Source organism: Patescibacteria group bacterium, assembly GCA_020148045.1.
Taxonomy (GTDB): domain Bacteria; phylum Patescibacteriota; class Minisyncoccia; order Minisyncoccales; family GWA2-38-27; genus JAHCRG01.
Window position 1 is genome coordinate 24,989 of record JAHCRG010000016.1, and the last position, 16,502, is coordinate 41,490.

16 protein-coding genes and 5 tRNA genes are annotated in these 16,502 nt (G+C 36.2%); 10 read left to right on the forward strand and 11 right to left on the reverse strand.

Annotated features, from left to right (window positions below):
- Positions 1–2: 2 nt before the first annotated feature.
- The 7 genes from KJA13_03320 to KJA13_03350 form a co-directional block, all read right to left on the reverse strand.
- Positions 3–85, reverse strand: a tRNA-Leu gene (locus KJA13_03320).
- Positions 76–507 (reverse strand): 50S ribosomal protein L19, encoded by a 432-nt coding sequence (rplS, locus tag KJA13_03325; protein ID MBZ9578037.1) that lies wholly within the window; start codon positions 505–507, stop codon positions 76–78. Before rplS ends, KJA13_03320 begins: the two co-directional genes overlap by 10 nt.
- Positions 468–1,112: an RluA family pseudouridine synthase gene (locus tag KJA13_03330; GenBank protein MBZ9578038.1), complete on the reverse strand. Its 645-nt coding sequence runs from the start codon at positions 1,110–1,112 to the stop codon at positions 468–470. Before KJA13_03330 ends, rplS begins: the two co-directional genes overlap by 40 nt.
- Position 1,113: 1 nt before the next feature.
- Positions 1,114–1,186: transfer RNA gene (locus tag KJA13_03335), tRNA-Val, on the reverse strand.
- A gap of 7 nt (positions 1,187–1,193) precedes the next feature.
- Positions 1,194–1,265 (reverse strand) — tRNA-Ile (locus KJA13_03340).
- A 7-nt stretch (positions 1,266–1,272) separates the two neighbouring features.
- Entirely contained in the window at positions 1,273–3,177 is a 1,905-nt protein-coding gene (gene ftsH / locus KJA13_03345) for an ATP-dependent zinc metalloprotease FtsH (GenBank protein MBZ9578039.1), read from the reverse strand.
- Between the two features lie 176 nt (positions 3,178–3,353).
- Positions 3,354–4,448, reverse strand: coding sequence for a S1 RNA-binding domain-containing protein (locus tag KJA13_03350; protein MBZ9578040.1), 1,095 nt, complete (start codon positions 4,446–4,448; stop codon positions 3,354–3,356).
- A 130-nt stretch (positions 4,449–4,578) separates the two neighbouring features.
- Here KJA13_03350 and KJA13_03355 point away from each other — a divergent pair, with 130 nt between their 5' ends.
- The 7 genes from KJA13_03355 to KJA13_03385 all read left to right on the forward strand — a co-directional run bounded on the left by KJA13_03355 (position 4,579) and on the right by KJA13_03385 (position 9,476).
- Positions 4,579–5,235: an MBL fold metallo-hydrolase gene (locus KJA13_03355; protein ID MBZ9578041.1), complete on the forward strand. Its 657-nt coding sequence runs from the start codon at positions 4,579–4,581 to the stop codon at positions 5,233–5,235.
- 2 nt (positions 5,236–5,237) lie between these two features.
- Complete coding sequence (locus KJA13_03360; GenBank protein MBZ9578042.1) at positions 5,238–5,438, forward strand: hypothetical protein; 201 nt, start codon at positions 5,238–5,240, stop codon at positions 5,436–5,438.
- Complete coding sequence (gene gyrA / locus KJA13_03365) at positions 5,431–7,911, forward strand: DNA gyrase subunit A (protein ID MBZ9578043.1); 2,481 nt, start codon at positions 5,431–5,433, stop codon at positions 7,909–7,911. Before KJA13_03360 ends, gyrA begins: the two co-directional genes overlap by 8 nt.
- 2 nt (positions 7,912–7,913) lie before the next feature.
- A complete protein-coding gene (locus KJA13_03370; GenBank protein ID MBZ9578044.1) occupies positions 7,914–8,441 on the forward strand; it encodes a class I SAM-dependent methyltransferase in 528 nt (175 codons plus the stop codon).
- A gap of 65 nt (positions 8,442–8,506) precedes the next feature.
- Positions 8,507–8,860 (forward strand): hypothetical protein, encoded by a 354-nt coding sequence (locus KJA13_03375; GenBank protein ID MBZ9578045.1) that lies wholly within the window; start codon positions 8,507–8,509, stop codon positions 8,858–8,860.
- An 80-nt stretch (positions 8,861–8,940) separates the two neighbouring features.
- Complete coding sequence (locus KJA13_03380; protein ID MBZ9578046.1) at positions 8,941–9,255, forward strand: hypothetical protein; 315 nt, start codon at positions 8,941–8,943, stop codon at positions 9,253–9,255.
- Between the two features lie 139 nt (positions 9,256–9,394).
- Positions 9,395–9,476 (forward strand) — tRNA-Leu (locus KJA13_03385).
- Positions 9,477–9,543: 67 nt separating this feature from the next.
- Here KJA13_03385 and KJA13_03390 read toward each other — a convergent pair.
- From KJA13_03390 to tsaD, 4 genes are read right to left on the reverse strand one after another with little or no spacing between them, the layout of a single operon-like run.
- Positions 9,544–10,140, reverse strand: a complete 597-nt coding sequence (locus KJA13_03390; GenBank protein ID MBZ9578047.1) for an Hsp20/alpha crystallin family protein — start codon at positions 10,138–10,140, stop codon at positions 9,544–9,546.
- Positions 10,137–10,904, reverse strand: coding sequence for a PrsW family intramembrane metalloprotease (locus tag KJA13_03395; GenBank protein ID MBZ9578048.1), 768 nt, complete (start codon positions 10,902–10,904; stop codon positions 10,137–10,139). Before KJA13_03395 ends, KJA13_03390 begins: the two co-directional genes overlap by 4 nt.
- On the reverse strand, positions 10,889–12,934 hold the full coding sequence (locus tag KJA13_03400) for a valine--tRNA ligase (protein MBZ9578049.1): 2,046 nt from the start codon (positions 12,932–12,934) through the stop codon (positions 10,889–10,891). The genes KJA13_03395 and KJA13_03400 overlap by 16 nt, the downstream gene beginning before the upstream one ends.
- A gap of 11 nt (positions 12,935–12,945) precedes the next feature.
- A complete protein-coding gene (gene tsaD / locus KJA13_03405) occupies positions 12,946–13,998 on the reverse strand; it encodes a tRNA (adenosine(37)-N6)-threonylcarbamoyltransferase complex transferase subunit TsaD (GenBank protein MBZ9578050.1) in 1,053 nt (350 codons plus the stop codon).
- 64 nt (positions 13,999–14,062) lie between these two features.
- On the opposite strand from tsaD, the gene KJA13_03410 reads away from it, so the two are divergent.
- The 3 genes from KJA13_03410 to KJA13_03420 all read left to right on the forward strand — a co-directional run bounded on the left by KJA13_03410 (position 14,063) and on the right by KJA13_03420 (position 16,438).
- A tRNA-Glu gene (locus tag KJA13_03410) sits at positions 14,063–14,134 on the forward strand.
- 132 nt (positions 14,135–14,266) lie between these two features.
- Positions 14,267–14,800: a hypothetical protein gene (locus tag KJA13_03415; GenBank protein ID MBZ9578051.1), complete on the forward strand. Its 534-nt coding sequence runs from the start codon at positions 14,267–14,269 to the stop codon at positions 14,798–14,800.
- A 93-nt stretch (positions 14,801–14,893) separates the two neighbouring features.
- Entirely contained in the window at positions 14,894–16,438 is a 1,545-nt protein-coding gene (locus tag KJA13_03420) for a glycosyltransferase family 2 protein (GenBank protein ID MBZ9578052.1), read from the forward strand.
- The last annotated feature ends 64 nt before the right edge of the window (positions 16,439–16,502 follow it).

Genomic DNA, 16,502 nt, shown 5'->3' on the forward strand with positions numbered 1-16,502 from the left:
TGTGCCCAGGGTGGGACTTGAACCCACACGCTCTTACGAGCCATGGCCCTCAACCATGTATGTATACCGATTCCATCACCTGGGCTCTTCTTTTTTCTCTTCCGTTGGTTTTTCTCTAACGATTTCTTCTTTTGGTTCTTCCTCAGCTATTGCTTCAGTAAATTCTTTCCTTTTTAGCCGGGCTTTTTTGCCTTTCGCTTTTCTTAAGTAATAAAGCTTTGCCCTCCTAACTTTTCCTCTTTTTAAAATTTCTATTTTTTCAATAGTCAGGGAGTGAATAGGAAAAATTTTCTCTACTCCAATCCCAGAAATCACTTTTCTTACAGTTATTGTAGCAGAAATTCCTTTTCCATGCTTTTTGGCAAGAACTATACCCTCAAAGGCCTGAAGTCGCTCCTTATCTTTTTCTTTGACCTTTTGATAAACCCGAACAGTATCACCTGGACGGATGTCAGGCAGACCTTTTTTTAATTGGGTTTTGGTAAAAGTTTCAATTTTTGTAGGCATAATTTTAAATCATCTGGCAATGCTGACTTAAATTCTTTTATTTCTCCATCTGGCAGCTTTATTTTAATGTAGCTGGCATGTAAAAATTGGCGTTTCAATCCTTCTGGGCAGGGCTGATTTTTAAAACCATACATTTTATCTCCAGCAATTGGATGGCCAAGATAAGAAAAATGGCATCTGATTTGATGCTTTCTTCCTGTTTTGGGAGCAACTTCAACTAAAGTGTAATCTTTAAATCTTTCTATCACCTTATATTCACTAATTGCTTCTCTTTTTCCTTTGGAGCCAGGCTCAGCAGGAAGATAAACTTTTTGCTTTTTTCTGTCTTTCGGAGCTCTACCAATTAAGGCTTCAATCACCCCTTGATTATTTTTAAGATTTCCAACAACTAAAGTAATATATTTCTTTTTTACCTTTCTATTTTTAAATTGTTTTTGCAAAAAAATCAAGGCCTTATCATTTTTTGCGATTAGAAGAACTCCCGAAGTTTCTTTATCTAACCTATGAACTTTTTTCAAATCAGGATATAAATCACTCGTTACAATCCCTGCTGGTTTATCAATCACCAAGACATCATTATCCTCATAAATTATTTTCGTCTCCATGTGGGCGCTGAGGGATTCGGACCCACGACCTTCTCGATGTCACCGAGACGCGCTAACCACTGCGCCAAGCGCCCATTATTGTGCGCACGGATGGATTCGAACCATCAACCTCGGCCTTATAAGGACCTTGCTCCGCCATTGAGCTACGTGCGCATAATAATTATCTTACCTCTTTCATTTTGATTTTCAAGGAGGGGACAGGTTTTCTGCTTGGTTTTTTATTTTTTTGTGGGACGAAGGCGGGTGCCCTCTGTTTTACTAATCTCTCAAATTCTTCTTTTTCAATGGTTTCTTTGACAATTAAGGTCTGGGCAATTTTATTAAGTAATTTTTTTCTTTTAGTTAAAATTTTTGTTGCTTGTTTTTCTGCGTTTTTAACAAATTTTTCAACTTCTTTGTCAATTTGGGCAGCTACTTTTTCAGAATAATTTCTCTGTTCTGAAATTTCTTTTCCTAGAAAAACTAATTCTTCCTTTTCTCCAAAGGAGATTGGTCCTAATTGAGACATCCCGTATTCTTTAACTAATTTTCTAGCTAAGTCAGAAGCTCTTTTTAAATCATTAGCTGCTCCAGTGGTAATTTCTCTAAATTTCAACTTTTCAGCGCAGTAACCACCAAGTAAAGTCGCTAGTTCAGCTAAAAATTCTTTTTTTGTTTTAATTTTCCTTTCCTCGGCTGGCATTTTTAAGGTGTAGCCAGCTGCCATACCTCTGGCAATAATTGAGATTTTCCTGACTGGTTCAGCTTCAGGCAGAGAGGCAGAAACTAAAGCATGGCCTGCTTCATGGAAAGCAGCAATTTCCTTTTCTTTTTTGGATAAAATATGGCTTTTTCTTTCAGGCCCTAATAAAACCTTTTCAATCGATTCTAAAAACTCTTTTTGATAAACTTGATTTTTATTTCTTCTGGCAGCTAAGATAGCTGCTTCATTAACAACATTAGCTATGTCAGCACCAGAAAATCCTGGAGTTCTTTCAGCAATTTCTCTTAAATTAACACTTGAAGCCAAGGGCTTGCCCTGACAGTGAATTTCCAAAATCTGTTTCCGGCCATTAACATCTGGCAGGTCCAAAACTACTTTTCGGTCAAACCTGCCAGGTCGCAAAAGAGCTGGATCCAAAATATCCGGGCGATTCGTCGCAGAGATAACTATGACCTGGGTTTCTCTTTCAAAACCGTCCATTTCTACTAAAATTTGATTTAAAGTTTGTTCCCTTTCATCATGTCCTCCACCAAGACCAGCTCCTCTGTGTCTGCCAATAGCATCAAGTTCATCAATAAAAATAATTGAAGGAGCTGCTTTTTTGGCGGTAGAAAAGAGATCACGTACTCTTCCTGCGCCCACTCCTACAAACATCTCTACGAATTCTGAACCTGAAATATGAAAAAAAGGTACATTAGCCTGCCCTGCCACGGCACGGGCCAAAAGGGTTTTTCCTGTGCCGGCTGGGCCCATTAAGAGGACTCCTCTTGGAATCCTTGCCCCTATTTTTAAATATTTTTTAGGATTTTTTAGAAAATCAACAACCTCTTTCAATTCTTCTTTGGCCTCTTTTAAACCAGCCACATCCTTGAAAGTGATTTTTTCTTTAGGATGTCCTTCAGCGCCGAAAAGTCGAGCTCTGGCTTTGGTAAAACTAAATGCCTGGGTAGCTCCAGCTTTTGCCTGGCGGAAAATCATCCAGAAAAATAGACCAAAAAGCAAAAGAGGAAGTCCAAACATCAAGACAGGTCCTAACCAGAGCCAGGTTCCTTGCTCTTTTTTTGCCTCAATTTCTACTTTTTTTAATTTTTCTGAATCTATCCCCAGATTCATCAAAGACTCAGAAAGAGAACTTTCTGTTTCTTTTCTTGATTTTGCCGTTGTTTCATCTTGATATAAGATAGAAAGCTCTGAGCCAGAAACAGTAATTTTTTTAATTTTTTCCTGATTAATCTCCTCAACTAATTGTGTCAAAGAAATTTCTTTTTCCTTTTTAAAGGGCTGGGAAAATAAAGCAAAAACTGCTGAAATTATCAGAAAGATAAGCAGAATAAAAACAAAATTTTTAACCAGAGATTTCATAATTGTAAGTTAACTTGTCATATTACTTAATTTACCATATTTTTCAAGAGATTTCAACTATAAAGAAAAGCCCCTGCTATTTTAATGCCAGGGACTACCGGACATGGAGATAAAAAATATTTTTTTGTCGGAATTCTTCTACGGGGTCAAGCCCATTACTACCAATTTCATTGGTGTCAGGGTAAAAGTTTCAGGGTCATTCGGTGTTCAGCCGGCTCAATTAATAAGATTTTAAAGTCGCATTTTTCTCCAATTTTCAGAGTTTCCTCCATTTTTTTCTGAGAACCAAATTCAGAAACATGGCACAATCCCTGAATTTGGGGAGAGATTTTAATAAAAGCGCCAAAGGGATTAAATTTTGTTACTTCCCCTTTTGCAATATCACCCTTTTTATATTTTTTTTCAATATTCTTCCAAGGGTCTTTTTTCAGGGCTTTTAGAGATAAGGAAACCTTACCATTTGAAATATCAATAATTTTTGCTTTAACTTTTTGGCCAACTTTAACTATTTCTGAAGGGTCTTCAATTAGTTGCCAATCTAATTCAGAGATGTGAATAAGGCCTTCTAAGTTTTCCGGAGTTTCCTCGGCGGGACCTCCTTTCGTTGCCGCTACGGAGGGCGAGAATTTTATAAATGCGCCGAAATTTACAACACCAGTAATTTCTCCTTCAACCGCATCTCCTATTTTGTAATTTTTTAAGATTTCTTTTATTTTTTTGGTTTCTTTTGCCTTCTCAGATAAAATGAGTTTTTCTTCCTTTTGGTCAAAGTCAAATATTTTTACTTCCATCTCTTTTCCAATAAATTTCTGAAGGGCTCTTAAAATTTTCTGAGTATCCCCTCCTTCTATTTTAGGATAATTAGCAAGAGAGAGCTGAGAGACCGGCAGAAAGGCAGGAATTCCCGATACCTCTGTTAAGAGTCCTCCCTTGTTTGCTCCTGAAATTTTTACAACGATACTTTCATCTTCTCCCTTTTTCTCTGAGAGCTGCGCCCAGGCAAGTTCTTTCCCTGCTTTAGTTAAAGAAAGTTCAATGTAACCTTCTTCATTTTCAAGGTCAGTTATTTTTGTAAAGACACTATCCCCGATTTTTAAATCTTTCAATTTATCTTTTGCTTCGTAAAATTCTTTCCCATAAATTATTCCTGTTCCCAAAGTTCCCAAATCCAAAAACACCGAGGCCTTGCCTTTTCCTACAATTTTTCCCTGAACAATCTCGCCAACCTTGGGTGGTTTTAATAAATCATTTTTTTCAATTATTTCTTTCATATCAATATATATAACATAGAATTTGTATTATGGCAACATTTATTTAACGTTTAAATCGACGATTTAAACACTTGAAGGATTGAAACTAAGTTTTATTTATGATAAAATAAAAAAATATAGTAATATAATTATGAACATTACTTGGTACGGACAATCTTGTTTTCAAATTTCCTCAGCGCAGGGGAAAAACAATCACGTCTCAATTATAATTGACCCCTTTGGAGGGGATATTGGCTTAAAGCTTCCCAGAAAGCTTGAAGCTGATGTTGTGTTGGTCAGCCACGACCATTTTGACCATAACAATATTAAGGCAGTTTCTGGTCAGCCCTTGGTTATAAAAGGACCTGGTGAATATGAAATAAAAGGAGTCTTTGTTCAAGGGATTTCTGGTTTTCATGATAACTCTCAAGGAGCAAAAAGAGGAAATGTAACAATTTATACTATTGAGACAGAGGGAATGCGAATGTGCCATTTAGGGGACCTGGGTCAAAAAGAATTAAGTTCTGACCAACTTGATAAAATTGGTGAAGTTGACATACTAATGATTCCGGTTGGAGGAATTTATACAATTGACGCTGGCGAGGCAATAAAAGTAATGGCTCAGATTGAACCCAAAATTACAATACCAATGCATTATCAAATTCCCAAACTTAAAATCAAGCTTGAAGGAATAGGTAAATTTTTAAAAGCTCTGGGGATAAAATCCTTAGAGCCATTACCTAAGTTATCTATTAGGAAAAAAGACATTTCTTCTGAGGAAGCAAAAATAATTGTGTTGAAACCGTAATCGTGAATATCTTAAAAAAACTTCAGAAACAGCCAGAACATGTAAGAAAGATGATTCTTTGGTCAGTGGTCATTATAGTGGGTTTGGTTTTAGCAGTTTTATGGATTAATAGCTCGTATAAAGGAATTCAAAAGCTTGAATCACAAAACATTATTCAAGAATTAAATGTTCCTAAAATAGAGATGCCTGCAATCAATGAATAAAGAACAGAAAACAACAAGCAAAGTGGGGAGTATAAGGGATCGGGAGATAACCGAAGAGATGAGAGAGTCCTACATTGATTACGCAATGTCAGTTATTATTTCGCGAGCCCTTCCTGATGTTCGCGATGGCTTAAAACCTGTTCATCGCCGAATTTTGTATGCCATGCACGAGATGGGACTAGGATATACTGCTAAATTTAGAAAATCGGCTGCCGTAATTGGAGAAGTTCTTGGGAAATTCCATCCTCACGGCGACCAGGCAGTTTATGATGCTGCAATGAGAATGGCTCAAGATTTTTCATTAAGATATCCTTTGATTCAAGGACAAGGGAATGTAGGCTCTATTGACGATCCGAGCGAGTTTGCAGCTATGAGATATACCGAGATGAAGCTCTCAAAAATTGGCGAAGAAATGTTAAGAGATATTGGAAAAGATACAGTTGATTTTAGACCTAACTATGATGGTACAAGAAAAGAACCAATAGTTTCACCCTCTCCTCTGCCTCAACTTCTTTTAAATGGTTCTTTGGGAATTGCCGTTGGGATGGCTACTAATATCCCTCCTCACAATCTTTCTGAAGTTTCAGACGCTTTAATTTACTTGATTGACCATCCTAAGGTAACAATCGAGGACCTTTTTAAATTCATCAGAGGTCCGGATTTCCCAACCGGAGGGGCAATTTTTGGCAAAAAAGAAATAATTTCCGCCTATTCTCAAGGGAAAGGGCCAATTGTAGTTCGTGGGAAAGCAGAGGCAGTGGAAAAAAAGGAACGGCGTCAACAAATTATTATTACTGAGATTCCTTTCCAAGTTCAAAAGTCAAGTTTAATTGAGCAGTTTGCCAAATTGGTTCAAGACAAAAGAATTCAAGGGATAAAGGATATCAGGGATGAATCAGACAGAGAAGGGATGAGAATTGTGCTTGACCTTCAAAGAGACGCTTATCCCAAGAAGGTTTTAAACCGGCTTTACAAGTTTAGTGATTTGCAAAAAACCTTTCATCTAAATATGTTAGCCCTGGTAGATGGAATTCAGCCAAGGGTATTATCGCTTGTTGACTTTTTAAATTATTTTATCGTTCACAGGAAAGAAGTGGTTGTTAGAAGGACAAAATATGATTTAGAGCGGGCCAAAGAAAGAACCCATATTTTAGAAGGTTTAAACAAGTGCCTGACAAAGATTGATGCGGTAATAAAAACGATTAAGGCCTCAAAAAATAGAGAGGAAGCTCAGAAGAATTTAATCAAGAAATTTAAATTAACTGAAATTCAGGCTAATGCTATTTTAGAAACAAAATTAGCTGCTTTGGCAAAGTTAGAAAGAAAGAAAATTGAGGATGAACTTAAAGAAATGCGGGCTAAAATTAAAGAGTTTACGGCAATTCTTAAAAGCCCTCAGAAAATAAAAGAAGTTGTCAAAAAAGAATTAGAAGAACTTAAAGAGAATTTTGGGGATGAAAGGAAAACAAAAGTTTTTGCTCAAAAAGTTGGAGAGATTGCAGAAGAGGATTTAATCCCCTTAGAGGAGACAATTATTACCTTAACCCGGGGGGGTTATATTAAGAGAATAAATCCTGCCACTTATAAAATTCAAAGAAGAGGAGGAAAGGGGATTTTGGGAATGAAAACCTTACAGGATGATGTTGTTGAGCATTTTCTTTTAGCTCAGACACACGACTCATTGCTTTTCTTTATTGATTCGGGAAAAGTTTTCAGAACTTTGGTTTATGAAATTCCTGAAGGGGCACGGGTGGCTCGGGGCAGAGGCCTTTTGAATTTCATTGAGGTTTCCCCTGAAGAAAAGGTTTTATCTTTAATGACTCTCGGTAAGGAGGACATCAATCTGGGGATAAAAAATTTAGTAATGGTAACCCAAAATGGTATAATAAAGAAAACTGCTTTGGGGGAGTTTAAAAATGTTCGGAGGTCCGGCTTGATTGCAATAAAACTTAGAAAAAGCGACCTTTTAAAAAAAGTTGCCAAGAGCACCGGCCAAAATGAGATAATTATAGTAACAAAAAAAGGCCAATCCATCCGATTTAAAGAGCAAGATATAAGAGAAATGGGGAGACCGGCTTCGGGTGTCAAGGGAATTAGGTTAAGAAAGGGAGATAAGGTGGTGGGGATGGACATGATAGAACAAGAAACAAGAAACAAGAAACAAGAAACAAGAAAATATTTATTAGTAGTGACAGAGAATGGGTATGGGAAGAGAACAGATTTGAGAGAATACAAATTGCAAGGAAGAGGAGGAACGGGCATTAAAACAGCTAATATTACTACCAAAACCGGAGAACTGGTTGCCTCAAGGCTTTTAACAGGCGAGGAGGAAGATTTGATTGTTATTTCTCAAAAGGGTCAGGTAATTAGGGCAAAGATTTCCTCAATTCCCAAAATCAGCCGAGCAACTCAAGGAGTAAAAATAATGAGATTAGACGAAAGAGACAAAGTTGCTTCAGCCACCTGCATTTAAACATGAATCAGTCTTTTCTAAATCCAGAAGAAGTATTAGACCAACTTGAGCTGCGTCTGGATATGGTTGCAGCTGAGTTTGGTTGTGGTTCAGGCGGTTTTGCTATTCCTTTGGCAAAAAGATTGGAAGAGGGATTAGTTTATGGTTTAGATATTCAGCGAGCTCCCCTCTCTGCTTTAAAAAGCCGAGCCCTTTTGGAAAATATCACTAATATTAGAACTATCTGCTCTGATTTAGAAAAACCAAAAGGTTCAACATTAACTAGATCTTCAGTGGATTTGGTATTTATCCCCAACGTACTTTTTCAAATAAAAGATAAAAATGCTATAATATCAGAAGCAGAGAGAGTTTTGAAAAATAAAGGGAAATTAGTAGTAATTGACTGGGCACCCAAGGCGCCCCAAGGACCTGAGGAGGGAAGGATTTCTCCAAAAGAAGTAAAAAAAATCACGGAGAAAATAGGATTTAAATTAGAAAAAGAATTTGAAGCAGGAAAATATCATTTTGGACTTATTTTTGAAAAACCCTAAAATCATTTTAACATTTTAACATATGCTTGCATGTTTAAATGTTTATATGTTAGAATGAATCATTAATGAAACCCTATCTATCCAAATTAATATTTTTCTTGCTGTTAATTTCTTTTCTTATTCCCTTAACAGTTCAAGGAGTTACAATTGAGAATCCTTTAAAAGCTCAAAGTTTCTGGGATTTGATAGATAAACTTATTGATTTTATATTTTACCTTGCCATAGCCATAGCTCCGATAATGTTTATTGTTGCTGGATTTTACTTTATAACAGCAGCCGGCGACCCAGAAAAAATCCAGACAGCTAAAAAAATGATTCTCTGGGTTCTAATTGGATTACTTATTGTTTTTTTAGCTAAAGCATTGATTGTATTTTTTGTAGAAATGTTTGGTATACCAATACCGCCAACAACACCTTAAAATTATAACCGTTATAAATTATAAAGGTCGACCTCAAACTTAATAACTTTGACAAAAAAATGAAAAAAGTTTTAGTAAGCTTGATTTTAACAAGTCTTCTATCTATTCCAGTATTGGCATTAGCACAGGCACAACCAGGTCCTATTACTGCGCCCGGCTGGTTAACTTACGATGTCGTAGATACGCTCGACAGTGTCACTAATTACCTTTTTGGATTTTTATTAGTTATAGCTGCTATCGCCATTATAATTGCTGCTTACTTTTTTGTTACAGCAGCCGGAGATCCCGATAAGACAAAAAGAGCAAGAGATTTTGTTATGTATGCTGTGATTGGAGTGTTAGTAGCTTTCCTTGCCAAAGGATTAGTGATGCTTGTAAGTTATGTAGCAAGGTAACATAATCTTTTTAGGTAGACTAAAAGAATAATATTTGTATTGTAACCCCGTTAGAGGTTCTTTCGTTTTGTGCTTTCATCTTAGCGTTGTAACCTCTAACGGGGTTGATTTTTTATATAAAAAAGGTATAATAAAAAAAGCCCTCGTGGTGGAACTGGAATACACGCGTGGTTTAGGACCACGTCCTGAAAAGGTTGCGGGTTCGAATCCTGCCGAGGGCACAAAAAACCGCCCGATAAGGCGGCTTTTGTTTACTGTTTACTGTTTACTGTTTACTGTTTGCTGTTACTATTCTCTCACAGCTATCTTTCTTTTCTTTTCTCTTTCAATTTTTGGTATTCTAATAGTTAAAATTCCATTTTCTATTGTGGCTTCAGCTCTTGAGCTGTCAACTTCTGCAGGTAGAATAATCTCTCTGGAAAACCTGCCCCAATAACATTCTTGATAAAAATAATTTTTTTTCTCTTCTGTAAATTTCCTTTCTCTATTTCCCCTTATGATGACTAAATCATTTTCAATAGTGATATCTAAATCTTCTGGCTCTATTCCAGCAATAGCTGACTGAATAATAATTTCTTTATCTGTTTGATAAACATCAATCGTTAATTGCCCCTCTGGTTCAAACCATTTTTTTTCCTTTCCTGTTTCAATCTTTTTCTTTTCAGTTTTTTCCTTTTTTATTTCAATCTTTTTGGCTTTCTTTACCCCGTTAGAGATTTTCTTTCTTGGTGTTTCTTCTTTACCTTTGTAATCTCTAGCGGGATTTACTGGCTTTTTTCTTTTCTCTGGTTTAGTTTTAGCAGCAGCCAAAACAACGGAAGATTCTTCTTCTGGTAATTCTTCAACATCCATTCCTTTTTTAAGTTTCTCAAAAAAATCTGTCATTTTATCTTGCAGACACTTGCCATTTTCTTAAGTTTCCTAAAGCCGAAGGAAACAAAAAAGGCAAGACCGCTTAAAATAATAACTAAAGAGATAACTGAGGAAGTTAATAAGAGAGAATTTTGACTCGTTAGTCCTTCCTCAATTCCTATTATAGAAATATTGAAGAGACCATGCAAGAGAGTAGCAATTACTACTCCTTTGATAATTAATTTCAGCCGTTTTTTAGATTCAAAAAAAGATAGAGCCAAAAAATAGCCCAGAGTTCCGGAACATAAAGCATGCAAAAAAGTAGCTCCGATAAAACGGAAAGAAGTAATAGCTATGGCTTCACCAAAAAGAAGAGGCCCTTTTCCGGAAAATAAAACCAGGATATTCTCCAAAGCAGCAAAACCTAAAGCTATAATAATCATATAAAGTATAGTATCTACAGGTTCATCAAATTCTGGATTATTTATTACTTTTTCTCTAACAATTAGATATTTAGAGCACTCTTCCACCAAAGCTATTATAAGGAAGTGGTATAAAGCAAAAAATAAAAAAGGGAAAGTTTTAAACCAGTTTTCGCCAACTATAACTAAAGCTCCGGAAATTCCTATTTCTATCAGGGCAGCTATTATAGCTGCTAGCATTCCATAAAAGAAAATTTTTAAAATCATTCTGTTTGATTCAGGATGAGCATCTTTTCGCAAGTAAAAGAGAAGCCAGATAACACTGGGAGCTAAACCAAGAAAGATGTAGAGGAGATAAATCATGATTTTGGCCATTTTTCAATCATTAAGCATTTCGTTTTGTTCTTAATGGGTATTTTCTGATAAATTTCTTCTGTTATAAATGGAATAAATGGATGTAAAAGTTTTAAAGAAGATGATAGAACATAAAGTAAAATCTTTTGAGTTTTTTTATTATCTTGCTTTTTAGATGCTTCAATATATACATCACAAAAATCATGCCAAAAGAAATTATATAAAGTATGGGTTGCCTTCCCAAACCGAAAATTCTCCAAATCATTATTAACTGACTTTGTTGTTTTGTTTAACTGTTTTAAAATCCTTTTATCCGCAGAGGTTAAATTCTTCTCCTTGGGTTTAGAAATTAGAAATTCGAAATTAGAAATTCCGATTTGTCCCAAGACAAATCGGCTTGCATTCCATATTTTATTACAAAACTTTTTCCCCATTATCATATTATCTTTTACAAATCTCATATCTTGGCCTCCCATAATTTGGTAGGCAATTCCAAAACGAGTAGCGTCAGCGCCATAGTCATTGATAAGATTTATCGGGTCTACGCCGGTGCCAAGGGACTTTGACATTCTTTTTCCCTCTCTGGTTAGGATAGTGCTATGAATATAAACATCTTTAAATGGAATTTTTTCCATAAACTCTATTCCAGAAAAAATCATCCGGGCAACCCAAAGATTTATTATATCTCGAGCAGTACTCAAAACATCGGTAGGATAAAAAGTTTTAAGGTCTTTAACCGAAGAGGGCCAGCCGAGCGTGGCAAAAGGCCAGAGAGCAGAGCTAAACCAAGTATCTAAGACATCTTTTTCTTCTTTTAAGGGAATCTTATGGCCCCACCAGATTTGGCGGGAAATACACCAATCTTTTATATTTTTCAGCCAATCAAAATATGGTTTTTCAAAACTTTTGGGATGAAATTTTATTTTACCCTCTTTTACTGGTTTTTCTGCCATTTTAGCTAATTTGTCCATTTTCAAAAACCATTGCTTAGAAAGAATTGGTTCCAGAACAGTATTACATCTATAACAACGGGCAATATTATGGGTATATGGTTCTGTTTTCTCCAAAATTCCAATTTTTTTCATATCTTCTACAATCTGCTTTCTCGCTTTCATCACCGTGAGCCCAGCATATTTTTCAGCCAGTTTTGTCATTCGTCCATCCGGACCGATTACTTGTTTTTTTTCAAGTTTGTATTTTTCGCCTATTTCAAAATCATGAAGATCATGGGCAGGTGTTACCTTCATAGCGCCGGTACCAAAACTCATATCAACTGCTCTATCTCCAATAACCTTCATTTTATTTTTACCTAAAACGGTTTGAATAACAATGGTTTTACCAATGTATTTTTTATATCTCGGGTCTTTCGGATTCACCGCCACGGCGGTGTCACCTAATTTTGTTTCCGGCCTAACCGTAGCAATGGTAATAGGCCCGTATTTAATGTAATACATTTCAGCTGGTTCTTCTTTATATACAACCTCAAGGTCTGACAAACTTGTGTAACATCTTGGACACCAATTAACAGCTCTTTTTCCCCGATAAATCCACCCCTTTTTATAATAATGTAAAAAGGCCTCTTTAACTGCAAGAGAATAATCTTTATCCATAGTGAATCTGGTTTTGGACCAATCGCAAGAGCAGCCCAATTTTTTTAACTGGTCTAAAATAATATCTCCGTATTTATCTTTCCATTTCCATATTTCCTTGATGAATTTTTCTCGGCCCAAATCAAATCTGGTTAAGCCCTCTTTTTTAAGTTTTTTCTCAACTACGTTTTGGGTAGCAATTCCGGCGTGGTCTGTTCCAGGGAGCCAAAGGGCTTTAAATCCCTGCATTCTTTTCCAACGAATTAGAGTATCTTGAATAACTGCATTCAGAGCATGGCCCATATGAAGTCCGCCAGTAACATTTGGTGGAGGGATAACAATTGTATATGGCTTTTTGTGGCGTTTGGGAAGTTTATCTGGATTGAAAAAACCACTCTTAAGCCAGAGCTTATAGATTCTGTCTTCAACGTCTTTAGGACTATAAGTTTTAGATAGTTTCATGTAGGTTCATTTTAACATATTTTTAAATTAGCATCAGCTTTAATTTTCTTCCAGGGTTTGCCCTTTCCTTTGAGCCAATTGAAATATCCTGCTATTCCTATCATTACTGCATTGTCAGTACAGAACTTAAAACTTGGAACCTGAAACCTGAAACTTAATTTTTCTTTTTGAATTCTTCGTTGGAATTGCTTACGGAGTTCTTTATTGGCTGAAACGCCGCCCCCTAAAATTATGCTTTCCGCTTTATAATCTTTTGCTGCTTTGATGGTTTTTTTAACCAGGACATCAATAATTGCTTGTTGAGTTTCTTTACACATTTCCCGAATATATTTCTTACTTTTTCTTATCCTTTGGGGCTGGGTTTTAAAATTATACAAAACAGCAGTTTTCAGGCCAGAGAAACTAAAATCATAATTTTTCTGCTTTATCATCGGCCTCGGCAAACTGACAGAGGACGGGCCTCTGTTCGTTCTGCTCGCTTCAATGGCGATAGCTGGTCCTCCGGGATATTCAAGGCCTAAAATCTTAGCTACTTTGTCAAAACATTCTCCTGCCGCGTCATCCCTTGTTTCTCCAAGAATTTTGTATTTCCCAAAATCTTTCATTAATATCAATTGCGTATGCCCCCCGCTTACCACTAAACAAATCGCCGGAAATAACTGTTCTTTGTTCTTTGTTTTTTGTTCTTTGATGAAGTTGGCAAAGATGTGCGCTTCAATATGGTTAACTGGTACAATCGGCAAATTCCAGAAATTCGCCAGGGCTTTGGCAAAGTTTACTCCTACCCACAAACAAGGCTCCAAGCCAGGCCCAACGGTTACTGTGATTAAATCAATTTTAGGGTTTTTTGCTTTCTTTAATGCTTTTTCCAACACAAGAGGCAGATTCTTTTGGTGTTCTCTTTTGGCTAGAGTAGGGTATACTCCTCCCCATTTTTTATGAATTTCTACTTGCGAAGAAACAATATTTGATAAAATATTAAAACGAGGACGTCTTTGTCCTTTTGCTTCTATAATTGCTACGCAAGTATCATCGCAGGATGTCTCTATTGATAAAATATTCATATTCCATTATCTTATCTAAAAACTTGATTTTTTTCAATTTTTATGATAGAATAAAAAATAAATTGGCCCCATCGTCTAGTGGTTAGGACATTTGATTTTCAATCAAAAAACCGGGTTTCGACTACCCGTGGGGCCGCAAAAATTAAAAATACCACAAAAAAGCCCAAAGGGCTTGACAAAATATATAGGTATGCTATAATACAGGTGTACTTTGAAAATTAAACAATGGGTGTAAATGGTAACCTTTTAAAGAAAGAGAGGTAGTAAAATGAAACGCTTAATTTTGACAATCACAATAGGATTAGTACTGATTGGCATTAACACAGATGTGGCAAATGCACAAGTTAACTGGGGATACATTGCACGGAGTGAAGTGACACGTCATACCGGATGTTTTCCACGTATAGGTGGCGGCTATAATTTGTCGCGTCTAATACGTGGTGGGTTCGGTGGCCGCCGCTATTATGGCGGATATGGCTGTGGGCGTGATCGTACGCTCAGGAGAGTAGTAGGTTATGGCGGATTAGCAATGGATGTGCTTCAAATGCTAGACCAGAATTCAGCAAACAATCGAGTATTAAACAGTCAGATATCAGCAACCAATCGAACGCTGACTATGGCTGAAAGAGAACAGCGGTTTAGGCATCAACAAATCAGAACCCGGAACAATAGGGTCTTGGTGAGAAAAGGGTCAATAGCCCAGGGAAACGAAGAACTTCGGAAAGAAGTAGAGAAGTTAAGGCTGGAAGTGGAGAAATTAAATCTCCAGCAAGAAATCAAGAAAGAAGCGGAAAAACAATAACACATTACACCCGCAACACAAAGTACCAGGGCGATCCCAAAATATTGGATCGCCTCTTTTTTTTCTAAAAAAAGTGCTATTATACAGGATATAATGGAACAAAAAAATTACTATCTTAAAATTGGCAGAGCTACAGATTTAAAAAATCCAAGAGAGAGGTTTCTTTTTAGATTATTTGAAATTTTTCCCGGAGCCCTATCTTGGGGAATTTTATTTTTAGCTATTTTTCTTTCTTGGAAACAGCCCTTTTGGGTTGCTGTTTTTATTATAATTTTTGTAATATTTTGGTTTTTCCGGACGATTTATTTTTCTTTACATCTTTGGTCAGGCTATAAAAAAATGGCAGAGCACGAAAAAATTAACTGGCTTGGAAAACTTAGTAAATTACTGGCTACAAAGAATTGGAAAACCCTTTATCATTTGATTGTTATTCCAATGTATGAAGAATCTTTAGAAATTGTTCGGGATACTTTTAAAAGTTTAGAGAATACGAATTATCCGAAAGATAAAATGATTATAGTTTTAGCTTGCGAGGAAAAGGTTAGGGGCTCTATAGAAAAGACAGTTAAAGAAATTGAAAAAGAATTTAGCTCAAAATTTTTTAAATTTTTAGTCACCTGGCATCCAGCTAATTTACCGGGCGAAATCGCAGGTAAGGGTTCAAATGAAACCTGGGCAACTAAAAAAGCAAAAGAAGAGATTATTGACTCGCTGAAAATCCCTTATGAAAATATAATTTTTTCCTCTTTTGATGTTGATACCTGTGTTTTCCCAAAATATTTTAGTTGTCTGACTTACCACTATTTAACTTCGGAAAAACCAACTAAAACCAGTTTTCAGCCAATCCCCCTTTTTGTCAATAATATCTGGCAAGCCCCGGCGATTTCCCGAGTTTTTTCTTTTTCCTCAAGCTTCTGGCATGCTATGAATCAGGAAAGGCCGGAAAAACTGGTAACCTTTTCCTCTCATTCAATGAGTTTTAAGGCATTAGTTGATGTTGATTTTAAGCAAACAAATGTTGTTTCAGACGACTCAAGAATTTTCTGGCAATGCTTTTTGAAACATAATGGAGATTACCGAGTTCAACCCTTATACTACCCAATTTCTATGGATGCTAATGTAGCGAAAAGTTTTTTTAGAACTTTGTTTAATATTTTTCGGCAGCAAAGAAGGTGGGCTTATGGAGTGGGGGATATCGCCTATTTTCTCTTTGGCTTTTATAAAAATAAAAAAATCCCTTTTCTTAAAAAACTTTCTTTGGGACTTGAATTGATTGAAGGGCATCTTTCTTGGGCTACTACTAGTATTATAATTTTTGTATTGGGTTGGCTTCCCCTAACTTTGGGAGGACCTGAGTTTTCTCACACCTTAATTTCTTATAATTTACCAAAGATAATCAGCCGACTTATGACTTTAGCTATGATTGGTTTATTAAGTTCTATTTATTTGAGTTTTCTTTTGCTTCCGCCCAAACCTCCAGAGTATGGTCGCTTTAAGTATTTAGTTTTTATTTTTGGCTGGCTTCTATTCCCTATAATGATGATATTTTTTACTGCCCTTCCAGCTCTGGACGCCCAAACCCGTTGGCTGCTGGGAAAATATATGGGCTTCTGGGTTACTGAAAAAGTTAGGAAGTAGGCCAGGCCTACTTTTATTCTAAGAAACCAAAAAGTAAAAAAATATCATGGGATAAAAAAAAGAA